The sequence below is a fragment of the Micromonospora sp. NPDC049201 genome, assembly GCF_055586805.1.
Genome location: NZ_JBVJHM010000008.1, coordinates 38,874 through 53,730, shown reverse-complemented (window position 1 = coordinate 53,730; position 14,857 = coordinate 38,874). Strand labels below are relative to the sequence as shown.

Sequence of the window (14,857 nt, the reverse complement as noted above, 5' to 3'; positions counted from 1 at the left end):
GAACCGACGGATACGCTCCGTCACGTCTGCACGGGAGGAAACCGCGGGAAGCGATATACCTCCAGGGCATATTTATGCCTCTGTGTCATACCGCTCCGGACCGGCTTCCTTCCTGACGGCGACACGCCCGGATGGCCGGCGAACAGCCGGGCGGGCGACGATCAGTCGACGGGCCAGGTGTGGACGGGCTCGTTGGTGCGTTGCAACTCGGCGTAGCGCTGGACCATGTGGTGCAGCGCGGCCTTCCGGTCCATGTCCCGGTGCCGCTCGGCCGCCCACACCGTCTCGGTCTGCCAGACCGCCCCGTTACGGCCGGTACGGCAACGCCCCTCGATCACGCCGAGGAGGCGGTCCCGCTCGGCCGGGGCGACGCCGAACCGGTCCAGCCCATGCGCGGCCACCGGCAGCAGCGTGTCGAGGACGAGCGTGGTGACCGGCACGTCGCCGAGCTTGGGCCAGTGCAGCACCGCGTCGATGCCGCGCCGGGCGGCGGCGTGGAAGTTCTCCTCCGCCGAGCTGAACGTGAGCCGGCTCCAGATCGGACGGTCCGACTCGGCGAGGCCACGGGCGAGGCCGAAGTAGAGCGCCGCGTTGGCGAGCATGTCCACCACGGTCGGGCCGGCGGGCAGCACCCGGTTCTCCACCCGCAGGTGCGGGCGGCCGTTCATGATGTCGTAGACCGGTCGGTTCCAGCGGTAGACGGTGCCGTTGTGCAACCGCAGCTCGCCGAGCTGGGGCACGCCGCCGGCGTGCAGCACCTCGACCGGGTCCTCCTCCTCGCAGATCGGCAGCAGCGGCGGGAAGTAGCGGACGTTCTCCTCGAACAGATCGAAGATCGAGGTGATCCAGCGTTCGCCGAACCAGACCCGCGGGCGTACGCCCTGGGCCTTCAGCTCGTCGGGCCGGGTGTCGGTGGCCTGCTCGAAGAGCGCGATGCGGGTCTCCGCCCAGAGCTGCCGGCCGTAGAGGAACGGCGAGTTGGCCCCGACGGCCACCTGCACGCCGGCGATCGCCTGGGAGGCGTTCCAGTGGTCGGCGAAGCTGTCCGGGGCGACCTGGAGGTGGAACTGGAGGCTGGTGCAGGCGGCCTCCGGCGCGATCGAGTCGGTGTGCGTCCGCAGCCGCTCGACGCCGTTGATGTCCAGCTCGATGTCCTCGCCGCGGGCCCCGACGATCTGGTCGTTGAGCACCCGGTAGCGCTCGTCGGTGGAGAGGTTGTCGGCGACCAGGTGCCCCTCGGTGAGGGTGGGCAGGATGCCGACCATCACGATGGTGGCGTCGGACTTGGCGGCCCGCTCGTCGGCGCGGCTGAGGCTGCCGCGCAGATCCTGCTCGTAGTCGCTGAACCCGGTGCCGTCGATCAGCCGGGGCGAGGCGTTCAGTTCGAGGTTGAACTGCCCCAGCTCGGTCTGGAAGAGCGGGTCGGCGATGTCGGCCAGGATCTGGTCGTTGCGCATGGCCGGTTCGGCGGCGGCGTCGACCAGGTTCAGCTCGATCTCCAGCCCGGTCATCGGCCGGTCGGCGTCGAAGCCGAAGTCGTCGAGCATCAGCGCGAAGACGTCCAGGCATCGCCGGACCTTCTGCCGGTAGCGGACCCGATCCTCCCGGGAGAAGGCGCCCTGCCCGACGTCCCTGCCCATGTGTCCTCCCGGCGCCGGTGCCACGGAACCGTTGGCGTTCCGCAACGCATTGTGAACCATTCAGGTGTTGTGCGTAAGAGCGCCCGGCTCGTGAACTGCCGACCGGGCGCAGGTCTGCACCTGTACCCCGCCACCGCCCCGCCCAGCGCCGTTAACCAGCGAACAACACGTGACAATCCGCACCCGGCGGGGCGGGAGACGGGGACGGGCCCGCACCGTCGGTGGACGGTGCGGGCCCGTGGGTCCGGCGAGGGGCTCAGCCCTGGCGGATGGCCTCGCCCTCGATCTCGATCTTGACCTTGCGGCCGACCAGGACGCCACCGGTCTCCAGCGCCACGTTCCAGGTGAGACCGAAGTCCTCCCGGTCGATCTCGGTGTGCGCGGAGAAGCCGAAGATGTCCTGCCCGAAGGGGCTGCGGCCGACGCCCTCGAACTCGACCTGGAGGTCCACCGGACGGGTCACGCCCTTCACGGTCAGCTCACCGGCGAGCACGAACTCGTTGCCCTCGCGGGACTTCACGCCGGTGCTGCGGAACTCCAGCGTCGGGAACTGCTCGGCGTCGAGGAACTCCGGGCTGCGCAGGTGCCCGTCCCGGTCCGCCTGCGCGGTGTTGATGCTGGCCGCCTGGATGCTGGCGGTGACCGAGGACTGCAGCGGGTCGTCGGTGACGGTGATGGTGGCGGTGGCGTCGGCGAACTCGCCGCGTACCTTGCTGACCATCATGTGCCGGGCGACGAAGCCGACGCGCTTGTGCGCGGCGTCCAGGAGGTACGTGCCGGGGGCGGGGATGGTGAGACCTTCCCAGTCGCGGGTAGTCGCCTCGGTGCTGCTGGTCATGATGCGCTCCTCCGGAGAAGATTGTTTAGTAGCCCAACGACTGACTGAGCAACTATAGCCATAGCAATATTCCCTGTGTCAAGTGTTGCTAGGATGGTGACGTGGATCAGAACGTGTTCGACGACCCCCGGATCACCGCCGTCGGCCTGCTCGTCGAGGCGCACGCCGGGCTCTCCGCCCGGTTCGCGGCCCAGTTCGAGGAGCACGGACTCTCCCCGGTCGAGTTCGAGGTGCTCACCCGGCTGGCCCGTTCCCCCAACAACCAGCTCCGGATGACCGACCTGGCGGCCCAGACGTCGCTCTCCACCAGCGGGGTGACCCGGGTGGTGGACCGGATGGAGCGGGACGGCCTGATCCGTCGGCGGGCCTGCCCCTCCGACCGGCGCAGCTCGTTCGCGGTGGTGACCGCCGCGGGCCTGGGCCGGCTGGACGAGATCCTGCCCGGCCACCTGAAGATCATCGAGCAGTGGTTCACCGGCCAGCTCGAACCGGCCCAGCTCGACGGGCTTCTGGACGGGTTGCGCCGGGTCCGGGACGCGGTCCACCCCGGCGCCACGGCCGGCAGCACCGAACCGGCCGGGAACGCCGCCTGCTGAGGCCGGTCGCTACCCGCCGGTCACCGGCAGAAAGACCGGCAGAACCGCCGGTACGCCAGGGCAAAAGCGATCAATAACGCCCAAAGCCGTCGGGGTGGCTGGATAAGCTTTCGACGCGGGGGAGCACCGGGGGGTGCCGGCGCGAGCGTGGAGCGAGGGGCAGCACCAGGGGGCTACTTCGCTCGCGCCACCCCCGCGCCCTCCGCCACAGCGGCCCGGCATCAGGTCCGGCCCGGGCGTCCCCGCTGCGCAGCCAGCGCGTAGAGCAACTCCTCCTCACGGGGCAGCAAATTCACGCCGGTGATCTGCCGCGCCCGGTCCAGTCGGTCCAGCACGGCCGGGTCGCCGGTGCTGGCCGCCAACCCCACCAGCGCCTCGACCAGATCCCGCCGGTCCGCGCCCCCGGCCGCCGCTTCCGCCGCGGTGGCGAACCACTCCGCCGCCAGCTCTCGGTCGCCGCGGTGCAGCGCCACCTGGCCCTCGATCAACGCGCGGAGCGCGTCCTCGGTGTGGGCGTCCCGACCCGTACCGGCCGGTTCCCACCGCTCGACGGCCGGTACGCGACGCGGGGGCGGCACCGGGCCGGACGGCCACAGCTCGGTCACCACCGCGAGCGCCTCGTCGTCCCGCCCCTGGAGCGCGAGCGCCAACCCGACCGTACCGATGGTCCGGCGACGCCGCCCCGGATCACCCAGCTCCACGAGCGCGGACGCCGCCCGCCGACCCTGCTCGACCGCCTCGGCGTAGCGACCCTCCAACCGGGTCAGCTCGGCCAGGTCGGCCCGCGCCAGCAGGCGGAGCCGCTGGTCGCCGCACTGCGCCGCCAACCGGTCCACCGTGGCCAGCCGCCGCCGGGCGTCGGCCAGCTCCCCCACGCGTACGTCGTGCCAGGTCAGGTGGTGCTGCGCCACCGCCATCTCGCGTACCCGGCCGTGCCGGGTGGCCAGCGTCAGCGCCGCCTCGGCCTGCGCACGCGCCTCGTCGTGGGCCCCGAGGCCGCGCAGCACCGCGCAGAGCACCGACCGGGCGGACAGTTCCCCGGTCACGTCGCCGAACTCGGCGAAGACGGCCAGCGCCGCCTGGGCCGCCGGCAGCTCCTCCGGCCCCGCGCCGTGCTCCGCGGCCAGCCGCGCCGACCCGAGCAGGGCCCAGGCCCGCAGCACCGGCCGGGCGTCGGCGGTACGCGGATCGGCGAGCAGCCGTCGCAGCCAGCGTCGGCCGGAGACGTCCCGTCCGCGCAACCGCCACCACCGGGGCAACGCGGCGGCCAGCAGCAGCGCGGTGGCCGGCGCCTCCTCGGCGGCGTACGCCAGCGCGGCGGTGATGTCACCGGTCGCCTCGTCGAGCAGGTGCACGGTGCCGGGCAGATCCGCGCCGACCAGGCCGGGCGCGGCACGCCGGACCAGTGCGGCGATCACCGACGCGTGCCGGAGCCGGATCGCCGCCGTCTCGCCCGCCAGGTCGGCCTGCTCGGCCGCGAAGTCGCGGACCGCGTCGAGCAGCCGGAACCGGAACGGGCCGGCGCCCCGGACACTCAGCAGGCCCAGCTCGCTGAGCCGGTCCAGCAGCGGCACCGCGTCCCACCGGTCGTCGCCGTCGGCGAGCAGTTCCTCGGCCAGCGCGACCGACCAACGGTTACGGAAGGCGGAGAGCCGGCGCAGCGCCGCGCGTTCGGCCGGGGCGAGCAGGTGGTAGCTGGTCGCGACCGCCTCCCGCAGCGTCACCGTGCCGGCGACCGGGTCGGCGGGTGCCCAGCCGGGACGCCCGCCGGCCAGGTCGAGGACCCGGTCGCCGTACCGGTCCAGCAGCTCGGGGACGTCGAGGATGCGGCCCCGCGCCGCCATCAGCTCGATCGCCAGCGGCAGGCCGCCGAGGCGGCGGACCAGCGCCGCGAGCGCCGGCAGCTCGGCCGGGGCGGGCGGCGCGTGCCGGGCCTGGGTGAACCGGGCGGCGAAGAGCGCCGCGGCGGGCCAGCGGTCCAGGTCGGCCCGGTCCGTCGGCTCGGCGCCGGCGGGTGGCACGTCGAGCGGCGCCACCGGCCGGACCTGTTCGCCGGCCAGCCCGACCGGACGACGGCCGGTCGCCAGGATCCGTACGGTCGGCGCGGCGGCGGTCAGCGTCCGCACCGCCTCGGCCACCGGCCCGGGCGCCCGCTCGACGGCGTCGACGAGCAGCAGCGCCGGTCGGCCGGCGAGCCGGCAGGGCAGGTCGGCGAGGCGGCTCACGCCGAACACCGTCACCGAGGCGGCGAGCACGTCGGCGGCGTCCGAGCCGTCGCCGACCAGCACGCCGACCACGCCGCCGGGGTGCCGGGCCGCGACCGCGTGGGCGACGGTGAGCGCGAGCGCGGTCTTGCCGACGCCGGCGAGCCCGACCAGGCTCACCACCGGGTGCGCGCCGAGCAGGGCGGTCACCTCGGCCACGTCGCGGTCCCGGCCGAGCAGCGGCACGGGCTGGGGCAGCGCGACCGGCGTACCCGGATCGGCCTCGACCGGCGCGGCCGGCGCGGGCCGGGCGGTGGCGACGAACTCCCGGCGGACCGAGCCGGTCAGGCCGAGCGCGTCGGCGAGCAGGTCGACGGTGGTGCGTTGGGGTCGGGTCGCGTGCCCCCGCTCCAGATCGCGGACGGTCCGCACGCCCACGCCGGCCCGGCCCGCCAGCTCGGCCTGGGTCAGGCCGAGTGCGAGCCGGTGCCCGCGCAACAGATCGGACAGCGCCGCCCGACCACCCGGGCTCCGCGAACGATCATGTTCGGGAGTCATGGGCAGGAAGAGTACGGAGGGGATCCGACGCTCCACAGTCCACCGTCAACCACCCGACCGTCCGACGCTGATATCCGACAGACGGCCGAGGCGGGCCTCGGTCACATGCCGAGGTCGCGTGCGATGATCATGCGCTGCACCTCGCTGGTGCCCTCGCCGATCTCCAGGATCTTGGAGTCGCGCCAGAAGCGGGCCACCGGGTACTCGTTCATGAAGCCGTAGCCGCCGTGGATCTGGGTCGCCTCCCGCGCGTTGTCCACCGCGACGGTGCTGGCGTGCAACTTCGCGATCGCCGCCTGCCGCTTGAACGGCTCACCGGCGAGCATCCGGGCGGCGGCGTCGTAGTAGGCCAGTCGGGCGGTGTGCGCCTTCAGCTCCATGTCGGCGATCTTGAACTGGATCGCCTGGTAGTTGCCGATCGGCTGGCCGAACGCCTGACGCTCCTTGGCGTACTTGATCGACTCGTCGACGCAGCCCTGGGCCAGACCGACCGCCAGCGCGGCGATGGCGATCCGGCCCTCGTCGAGGATGCGCAGGAACTGGGCGAAGCCCCGGCCGCGCTCACCGAGCAGGTTGCCCGCCGGCACCCGGCAGTCGTCGAACGTCAGCTCGTGGGTGTCCGAGGCGTTCCAGCCGACCTTGGAGTAGCCGGGCGCGACCGTGAAGCCGGGCGTGCCCGACGGCACGATGATGGTGGACAGCTCCTTGCTGCCGTCCGGCTTGGTGCCGGTGACCGCGGTGACCGTGACCAGCGCGGTGATGTCGGTGCCGGAGTTGGTGATGAACGCCTTCGAGCCGTTGATCACCCACTCGTCGCCGTCCAGCACCGCCCGGGTCTGGGTGCCGCCCGCGTCCGAGCCGGTGCCCGGCTCGGTGAGCCCGAAGCCGGCCAGCGCCTCGCCGCTGAGCAGCTTCGGCAGCCACCGCTCCTTCTGCTCCGCGGTGCCGAACCGGTGGATCGGCATCGCGCCGAGCGAGACCGCCGCCTCCAGCGTGATGGCCACGCTGGAGTCGACCCGGGCCAGCTCCTCCAACGCCAGGCAGAGCGCGAAGTAGTCGCCGCCCATGCCGCCGTGCTCCTCCGGGAACGGGAGCCCGAACAGCCCCATCTTGCCCATCTGGCGGACGACCTCGTACGGGAAGGTGTGGTTCTCGTAGTGCTCGCCGATCACCGGGGCGACCACCTCGCGCGCGAAGTCCCGCACGCTCTCCCGCAGCGCCTGCTGCTCCTCGTCGAGCCGGAAGTCCATGTCGATCCTCCTGGAAGGGGGCGGGCCGCCGGGCGCTCGTGACGCCGGGAGCGGCGGAAGCGTCAGGAGGGTCCCCGTCCTCTGCACCAGGCGTTAAGAGGGGGCCCGTCCTTACCGGTCAGACGGGGGTGACGCCGTGGCGGCGGGTGGAGAAGTGTCGGGACTTGGTGCGGGCGGCGGCGTACCGGCGGACCAGCTCGGCGCGCAGTTCGTGCGGCTCGACGATCGCGTCCACCACCAGCTCGCTGGCGAGCCGGACGACGTCGATGTCGCGCTCGTACTCCTCGCGCTTGGCGGCGACGAACGCGGCCCGCTCGTCGGCGTCGGCGATGGCGGCGATCTTGTTGGCGTAGACCGCGTTGACCGCGGCCTCCGCGCCCATCACCGCGATCTTCGCGGTGGGCAGCGCGATCGTGGCGTCGGGCTCGAAGCCGGGGCCGGCCATCGCGTAGAGACCCGCGCCGTACGCCTTGCGGACCACCACACAGATCTTCGGTACGGTCGCCTCGGAGATCGCCGTGATCATCTTCGCGCCGTGCCGGATGATGCCCTGCTTCTCCACCGCGCTGCCGACCATGAAGCCGGGCACGTCGCTCAGGAACAGCAGTGGCACGTTGAACGCGTCGCAGAGCTGCACGAACCGGGTCGCCTTGTCGGCCGAGTCGACGAAGAGCACGCCGCCCTTGAACATCGAGTTGTTGCCGACCACGCCGACGACCTCGCCGTTCAGCCGGCCGAAGCCGATGGTCAGCTCCTTGGCCCAGAGCGCCTGGATCTCGAAGAAGCTGCCCTCGTCGAGCAGGCCCTTCACGTACCGGCGCATGTCGAACGCCTGCCGCTCGCTGGCCGGGACCAGCGCGGCCAGGTCGGCCTTCTCCGGCGCCGGCTTCGCCTCGGTGGCCGGCGGGTCCTGCTGCCAGTTCGACGGCAGGTACGACAGGTAGGTCCGCACCACGTCGAGCGCGTCGTTCTCGGTCTTGCAGAGGAAGTGCCCCACGCCGGACTCGGCGCAGTGCACCTTGGCGCCGCCCATCGCCTCCAGCGTGGTCTTCTCGCCGGTGACCATCTCGACCATGCGGTCGGAGCCGAGATACATGCTGGCGTTGCCCTCGACCATGGCCACCACGTCGCAGAACGCCGGGATGTAGGCCCCGCCCGCCGCGCTCGGCCCGAACAGCGCGCAGACCTGGGGGATCGAACCCGAGGCGCGGACCTGGTTCCAGAAGATCTTCCCGGCGCCGCGCCGGCCCGGGAAGAGGTCGACCTGGTCGGTGATCCGGGCGCCGGCGGAGTCGACCAGATAGACCATCGGGACGCTTGTCGAGTAGGCCCGCTCGATGATCCGGATGATCTTCTCGACGGTACGCGCGCCCCAACTGCCGGCCTTGACCGTGGAGTCGTTCGCCATCAGGCAGACCGGCCGCCCGTCGATGGTCGCGGTGCCGGTCACCACGCCGTCGGCGGGCAGGCCGTCGGCCATCGCGTTGGCGTAGAGCCCGTCCTCGACGAAGGAGCCCTCGTCGACCAGGTAGGCCACCCGCTCGCGGGCGAAGAGCTTGCCCTTGGCGGCGTTGGCCGCGTGGTATTTGTCCGCACCGCCGGCGCGGGCGCGCTTGCGCAGCTGCTCCAGTGCCTCACCGTCGAGCGTCACGCCGACTCCCTCTGCCACCCACCGACCTGAACGATCGTTAGGCTACCCCACCCCCACCCCCTCCAGCGACCCACCACCCCACCCCACCTCGTCCCCACCCCACCCCCACCCGCGCGATCTTGCACTTCCGGCCCCGACATTCGGCACAAAAGACGCACAACAGGGGCCCGAAGTGCAAGATCAACGGGGAGAGGGGCGGGGACGGGGGGCGGGAGGGAGGGGGTCAGGAGGGGCGGGGGGTCAGGCGGGTTCGGGGGCCGGCTCGGAGGACGCCGGAGGGGAGCTTCTTGTCGAGCAGGTGCTCGGCCAGCTCGGCCGCCTCGATCAGGGCGTCCAGGTCGATGCCGGTCTCGATGCCCATGTCGTGCAGCATGTGCACCGCCTCCTCGGTGGCCAGGTTGCCGCTCGCCCCCGGGGCGTACGGGCAGCCGCCGAGACCACCGACACTGGCGTCGAACTCGGTGACCCCCAGCTCCATGGCGGTCAGCATGTTCGCCAGCGCGGTGCCCCGGGTGTTGTGGAAGTGCAGCAGCACCGGCACCTGGGCGTTGCGGTCGCGTACGGCGGTGACCAGCTCGCGGACCCGCCGGGGCGTACCCATGCCGGTGGTGTCGCCGAACGCGACGCGGTCCGCGCCGTCCCGGACCACCCGGTCCACGATGGCGGCCACCCGCGTCGGGTCGACGTCGCCCTCGTAGGGGCAGCCGAAGCTGGTCGCCACGATCACCTCGGCGGTCGCGCCCGCGTCGTGCAGCAGCGCGATCAGCTCGGCGATGTCGTCGAGCGACTCGTCGGTCGAGCGGTTGACGTTGCGCCGGTTGTGCGTGTCGCTGGCCGACACCACCACCTCGATCTCGGTGAAGCCGGCGGCCAGGGCCCGCTGCGCGCCCCGGGTGTTCGGCACCAGCGCCGAGTAGCGCACGCCGTCGACCTTCTCGGCCCGCTGCCACACCTCGTCGGCGTCGGCCATCTGCGGGATCGCCTTCGGGTGCACGAAGGAGACGGCCTCGATGCGGCGTACCCCGGTCCGGGACAACGCGTCGAGCAGCTTCACCTTCGAGTCGGTGGGGATCGGTTCCTCGTTCTGGAGCCCGTCCCGGGGACCGACCTCGCGGATGCTCACCGACGTGGGCAGTTCAGCCATCAGGTTCACCTCACTCGTGTCGACGGTCAGCGCATTCGGGAGACGATGCCGGTGTCGTAGTCGCCGGAGCGGAACTCCGGGTTCTCCAGCAGCTCGGCGAAGAACGGCAGGTTGCACTTCGGGCCGGCGACCTCGAACTGCGCGACCGCCGCCTGCGCCCGCTCGACGGCCTCCTCCCGGGTGTCACCGCTGACGATCAGCTTGGCCAGCAGGCTGTCGTAGAACGGGGTGACCGTGTTGCCGGCGACGTAACCGGAATCGACCCGCACGCCGGTGCCGGACGGCTCGTTCCAGGTGGTGATGACGCCGGGGCCGGGCAGGAAACGCTTCGGGTCCTCCGCGTTGATCCGCAGCTCGATGGCGTGCCCGCGCGGGGTGAGCGCGTCCGGGTCGAACGTCGGCGGCAGGCCGGCGGCCACCCGCAACTGCTCCTCGACCAGGTCGACGCCGTAGACGTACTCGGTGACCGGGTGCTCGACCTGGAGCCGCGTGTTCATCTCCAGGAAGAAGAACTCCTGCGTGGTGGGGTCGAGCAGACATTCGACGGTGCCCGCGTTGCGGTAGCCGACCGCCTCGCCGGCCCGGACCGCGGCGGCCAGGAACCGCGCCCGCAGCTCCGCCGAGACCGCCGGGGAGGGGGACTCCTCGACCAGCTTCTGGTTGCGCCGCTGCACCGAGCACTCGCGCTCGCCGAGCGCCACCACCCGGCCGTCGGCCAGGCCGAGGATCTGCACCTCGACGTGGCGTACCCGGGGAAAGTACCGCTCGATCAGCACCGAGCCGTCACCGAACATGCGCTCGGCGAACGCGCGGACCTTGTCGTACTCGGTGCGCAGCGCGGCCTCGTCGACGGCCACGCCCATGCCCATGCCGCCGCCACCGGCCGCGGCCTTGACCATCACCGGGTAGCCGATCTCGGCGGCGGCGGTGACCGCCGCGTCCAGGTCGGCCGCCGGCTCGGTGGTGCCGGGCGCGACCGGCACGCCGGCCGCCGCCATCAGGTTCCGAGCGTTGATCTTGTCGCCCATCGCGGTGATCGCGTCCGCGCCGGGCCCGACCCAGACCAGGCCGGCCCTCTCGACGGTACGGGCGAAGTCGGCGTTCTCCGACAGGAAGCCGTAGCCGGGGTGGATCGCCTGCGCGCCGGTGCTCCGGGCCGCGTCGAGGATCGCCTCCACGTTGCGGTAGCTCAGCGCCGGGTTGGCCGGGCCGACGCAGACCGCCTCGTCGGCCTCGGTCACGAACGGCAGGTCGGCGTCCGCCTCCGAGTGCACCGCGATCGCCCGCACCCCGAGCCGTCGGGCCGTGCGGATGACCCGGCGTGCGATCTCCCCACGGTTGGCCACCAGCAGCGAATCAAACATGTTCGGCAAGGAAGGGCCCCTTCTCGACGCCTGAGGTGTAGGCCCCTTCTTAACATGCGTTAAGGCGCTTGCGGCGTGTCAGGTGGGGTCGCGGGGTCGGTGGGGGCCAGCAGGGCCGCCAGGGTCGCGCCGCGCAGCAGCTCGGCCCGGCGTCGGCGATCCACCTCGCCACCTAGGAACGGAGTGGAGTTCATCAGGCCGAACGCGGCGTGCGCGAGCACCCGGGCGGCGCCGTCCGGCAGGCCCGGGTGCAGCGCGGTCAGCACCGTGACCCACTCCTCGACGTACATCCGCTGGAGCCGGCGGATCCGGCGGCGCGGCTCGTCCGGAAGGCGGTCCAGCTCGTGCAGGTGCAGCGCGATCACCGCGGGGTTCGCCAACGCGAACTCGACGTGGAAGTCGATCAGCGACTCCAGCGCGCCGCGCGGGTCGCCCGGGCGGCCGGCGGCCCGCTCCCGGCCCCCGGCGAGCAGCCCCTCACTGACCGGCACCAGCGCCGCGACCAGCATCGCCTCCTTGCCGGCGAAGTGATGGTAGAGCGCCGGACCGGTGACGCCGGCCGCCGCACCGATGTCGTCCATCGACACGCCGTGATAGCCCCGTTGGGCGAAGAGGCCGACCGCGATCTCCAGGATCTCGTCCCGCCGGGACCGGCGTCGGGCCCCGCCCGTCGCCCCCCGCGCCTGCTGTTCCACCGCCACCGGGCCAGCCTAGACCTCGCCTCCGAGGTGGGGGACCCGTGGTTACCCGCCGGTCAGTGCGGGGTCGGGTGGGAGGGGAGCGGGCTCGAAGCCGGCCAGGCGGACGGCCAGCCGTCGGCGGGCCGGCGGCAGCGCCGAAGCGGTCCGGAGCAGCAGGTCACGCAACGGCCGGAGGGCCGGCGGGGCAGCGGCGAGCCGGGTGAGCCCGGCGGCGAAGCCGAGCACCTCCTCGGCGCGGGGGCGACGGTCGGCGGCGTACCGGTCGAGGGCCTCCGGGCCGACGGCGAGCGCCTCACCGAGGGCGACCGCGTCGCGCAGCCCGAGGTTCATCCCCTGCCCACCGGCCGGGCTGTGCACGTGCGCCGCGTCGCCGGCGAGCAGCACCGGGCCGGACCGGTACCGACTGGCGATCCGGTGGTGGATCCGGAACCGGGACGCCCACGCCATCTCGGTGACCCGGTCCGGCCGCCGGACCGGGCCGCGCTCGTCGAGCAGGGCCTGAAAATGGTGCGCCCGCGGCTCGCGCGGCGCGGCGTCGACGGTGGCGACCAGGCGGACCGTGCCGTCGGGCAGCGGCGCCCAGACCAGCGGGCCGCCGCGGGACAGGAACAGGTTGACCTGGTCGCGCGGGAGCGCGCTGTCCACCCGCACGTCACCGAGCAGGAACGACTCGCCGGGGTCGGCCGGGCCGCCGAACCCGATGCCGGCCAGCTCGCGGACCCGGCTGTGCATCCCGTCCGCGCCGACCACCCAGCGGGCCCGGACCTCGCCGCCATCGGCGAAGCGGGCGGTCGCGCCGTCGCCGTCGAGGTCCAGCCCGGTCAACTCGTACGGCCGCAGCACCCGCCCGCCGAGCGCGGTGAGCCGGTCGGCGAGCACCGCCTCGGTCTCCGCCTGCGAGATCAGCAGCGCGTACGGATAGCGGGACGGCAACCTGTCGAAGGGGACGGTGAGCAGCAGCCGGTCCCGGTCCCGGACGCTGAACCGGGCCGAGCGCAGCCCACGGGCGGCGAGCGGGTCCGCGACCCCGATGCGGTCCAGCACCTCCAGCGTGCCGGCGTGCACCACCGCGGCCCGCGAGGTGACCGGTGGTGCGGCCAGCCGTTCGACCACTGTGGTGGTCACGCCGCGCCCGGCCAGCGTGACGGCCACGGCCAGGCCGGTGGGTCCGGCGCCCACCACGAGCACGTCGGTGCGTTCGGGCAGCATCGCCCACCTCCGATGGGGTCAACAACTGTTTGCCAACGATTGTTGACATCACTCCGGAGCACTGTCAACGCTTGTTGGCCTACAGTCGTGGACATGACCGCACCGGCCTCCCCCGCCCGCCGCTCGGACGCCACCCGGGCGGCCATCCTGCACGCCGCCCGGGAACGCTTCGCCGCCGACGGCTACGACCGGGCCACCATCCGCGCCATCGCCGCCGACGCCCGGATCGACCCGTCCATGGTGATGCGCTACTACGGCAGCAAAGAGGGTCTCTTCGCGGCGGCGGCCGAGTTCGACCTGCGCCTGCCCGACCTCGCCCAGGTGCCCCCGGAACGGCTCGGCGAGACCCTGACCCGGCACTTCCTGCGCCGCTGGGAGGACGACGGCACGCTCGTCGCGCTGCTCCGGGCCGCCCACACCAACCCGGGCGCGGCCGACCGCATGCGCGGCATCTTCGCCGACCAGCTCGCCACCGCGGTGGCACGGTCCGGCGTCGACCGGGAGACCGCCGCCCGCCGCGCCGGACTGGTGGCCAGCCAGATCCTCGGTCTCGCCCTGACCCGGTACGTGATCCGACTGCCCCCGGTGGTCGACCTCGACGCGGACGAGCTGGCCCGGTGGGTGGGCCCGACGATCCAGCGCTACCTGACCCAGCCGTCCCCCGAGGCGATCGAGGGGTGACCGGCCGGCCCCGGACCGGAGCCGGCCGGGAACGCTCAGCGGGTCAGGCCGCCGGGCTGGTCGCCCTTGACGACGGGCGCCCGGACCAGGTTGCCCCACTCGGTCCACGAGCCGTCGTAGTTGCGCACCTGCGGGAACCCGAGCAGGTGGTGCAACACGAACCAGGTGTGGCTGGACCGCTCGCCGATCCGGCAGTACGCCACCACGTCGTCGGCCGGGCTCAGCCCGAGCTGGTCGGCGTAGATGGCGCGCAGCTCGTCGGCCGACTTGAACGTGCCGTCGTCGTTCGCGGCGGACTTCCACGGCTTGCTCACCGCGCCCGGGATGTGCCCGCCGCGCAGCGCGCCCTCCTGCGGATAGTCCGGCATGTGCAGCATCTCGCCGGTGTACTCACCCGGCGACCGCACGTCGACGAGCGGCCGGCCGGCCGCCACGTGCGCCATCACCTGCTCCCGGTACGCCCGGATCGGCGCGTCGTCGCGCTCCGGCACCGGGTAGGAGGCGCGGGGCCGGCTGACCTTGTCCCGGGTCAGCTCCCGCCCCTCGGCGATCCACTTCTGCCGGCCGCCATCGAGCAGCCGCACGTCGGCGTGGCCGAACAGGGAGAAGACCCAGAGGGCGTACGCGGCCCACCAGTTGAAGTTGTCGCCGTAGAAGACGACCGTGTCGTCGCGGCCGATGCCCTTGGCCGCGCACAGCTCGGCGAAGCTGGCGGCGTCCAGGTAGTCGCGGGTGACCTGGTCGTTCAGCTCGGTGTGCCAGTCGACCTTGACGGCGCCGGGAAGGTGACCGGTGTCGTAGAGGAGCACGTCCTCGTCCGACTCGACCACCACGAGGCCCTCGTCGCCCAGGTGCTCGGCCAACCACTCCGTGGTGACCAGGCGCTGCGGGTCGGCGTACGACTGGAGGCGGGGATGCGGATCACTCGGCACAGGCATGAGCCCAAAGGTACGCCGGATCGGACGCCCCGGATGTGACACCGGCCCCACCACCTCGACGGAGGTGGTGGGGCCGGGACGTC

The 14,857-nt window shown here is 72.9% G+C and carries 12 protein-coding genes; 2 read left to right on the top strand and 10 right to left on the bottom strand.

Translation table 11 applies throughout. The features are described from left to right. Positions 1-161 precede the first annotated feature (161 nt). Both ACZ6O5_RS18435 and ACZ6O5_RS18430 read right to left on the bottom strand, forming a co-directional pair. Entirely contained in the window at positions 162-1,640 is a 1,479-nt protein-coding gene (locus ACZ6O5_RS18435; RefSeq protein ID WP_465978579.1) for a glutamate-cysteine ligase family protein, read from the bottom strand. Positions 1,641-1,896: 256 nt separating this feature from the next. After that, complete coding sequence (locus tag ACZ6O5_RS18430) at positions 1,897-2,478, bottom strand: YceI family protein (protein ID WP_107158171.1); 582 nt, start codon at positions 2,476-2,478, stop codon at positions 1,897-1,899. Between the two features lie 101 nt (positions 2,479-2,579). On the opposite strand from ACZ6O5_RS18430, the gene ACZ6O5_RS18425 reads away from it, so the two are divergent. After that, complete coding sequence (locus tag ACZ6O5_RS18425; RefSeq protein ID WP_107158170.1) at positions 2,580-3,074, top strand: MarR family winged helix-turn-helix transcriptional regulator; 495 nt, start codon at positions 2,580-2,582, stop codon at positions 3,072-3,074. 221 nt (positions 3,075-3,295) lie between these two features. On the opposite strand, the gene ACZ6O5_RS18420 is transcribed toward ACZ6O5_RS18425, so the two are convergent. The 7 genes from ACZ6O5_RS18420 to ACZ6O5_RS18390 form a co-directional block, all read right to left on the bottom strand. Continuing rightward, positions 3,296-5,836, bottom strand: coding sequence for an ATP-binding protein (locus tag ACZ6O5_RS18420; protein WP_465978576.1), 2,541 nt, complete (start codon positions 5,834-5,836; stop codon positions 3,296-3,298). A gap of 101 nt (positions 5,837-5,937) precedes the next feature. After that, complete coding sequence (locus tag ACZ6O5_RS18415; protein ID WP_281933805.1) at positions 5,938-7,086, bottom strand: acyl-CoA dehydrogenase family protein; 1,149 nt, start codon at positions 7,084-7,086, stop codon at positions 5,938-5,940. Positions 7,087-7,204: 118 nt separating this feature from the next. Beyond that, entirely contained in the window at positions 7,205-8,737 is a 1,533-nt protein-coding gene (locus ACZ6O5_RS18410; RefSeq protein ID WP_465978575.1) for an acyl-CoA carboxylase subunit beta, read from the bottom strand. A gap of 223 nt (positions 8,738-8,960) precedes the next feature. Continuing rightward, the gene (locus tag ACZ6O5_RS18405) at positions 8,961-9,872 is read right to left on the bottom strand and encodes a hydroxymethylglutaryl-CoA lyase (RefSeq protein ID WP_405094102.1); all 912 of its coding nucleotides are present in this window, start codon (positions 9,870-9,872) and stop codon (positions 8,961-8,963) included. A 35-nt stretch (positions 9,873-9,907) separates the two neighbouring features. Next, positions 9,908-11,245, bottom strand: coding sequence for an acetyl-CoA carboxylase biotin carboxylase subunit (locus tag ACZ6O5_RS18400; protein ID WP_465978574.1), 1,338 nt, complete (start codon positions 11,243-11,245; stop codon positions 9,908-9,910). A gap of 59 nt (positions 11,246-11,304) precedes the next feature. Then, on the bottom strand, positions 11,305-11,946 hold the full coding sequence (locus ACZ6O5_RS18395) for a TetR/AcrR family transcriptional regulator (protein WP_465978573.1): 642 nt from the start codon (positions 11,944-11,946) through the stop codon (positions 11,305-11,307). Positions 11,947-11,988: 42 nt separating this feature from the next. After that, positions 11,989-13,155, bottom strand: coding sequence for an FAD-dependent monooxygenase (locus tag ACZ6O5_RS18390; RefSeq protein WP_465978572.1), 1,167 nt, complete (start codon positions 13,153-13,155; stop codon positions 11,989-11,991). Positions 13,156-13,248: 93 nt separating this feature from the next. Here ACZ6O5_RS18390 and ACZ6O5_RS18385 point away from each other — a divergent pair, with 93 nt between their 5' ends. Continuing rightward, entirely contained in the window at positions 13,249-13,836 is a 588-nt protein-coding gene (locus tag ACZ6O5_RS18385; RefSeq protein ID WP_465978571.1) for a TetR/AcrR family transcriptional regulator, read from the top strand. Positions 13,837-13,871: 35 nt separating this feature from the next. Here ACZ6O5_RS18385 and ACZ6O5_RS18380 read toward each other — a convergent pair whose 3' ends face one another. Next, positions 13,872-14,774, bottom strand: a complete 903-nt coding sequence (locus tag ACZ6O5_RS18380; RefSeq protein WP_107158164.1) for a sulfurtransferase — start codon at positions 14,772-14,774, stop codon at positions 13,872-13,874. Positions 14,775-14,857: the final 83 nt, after the last annotated feature.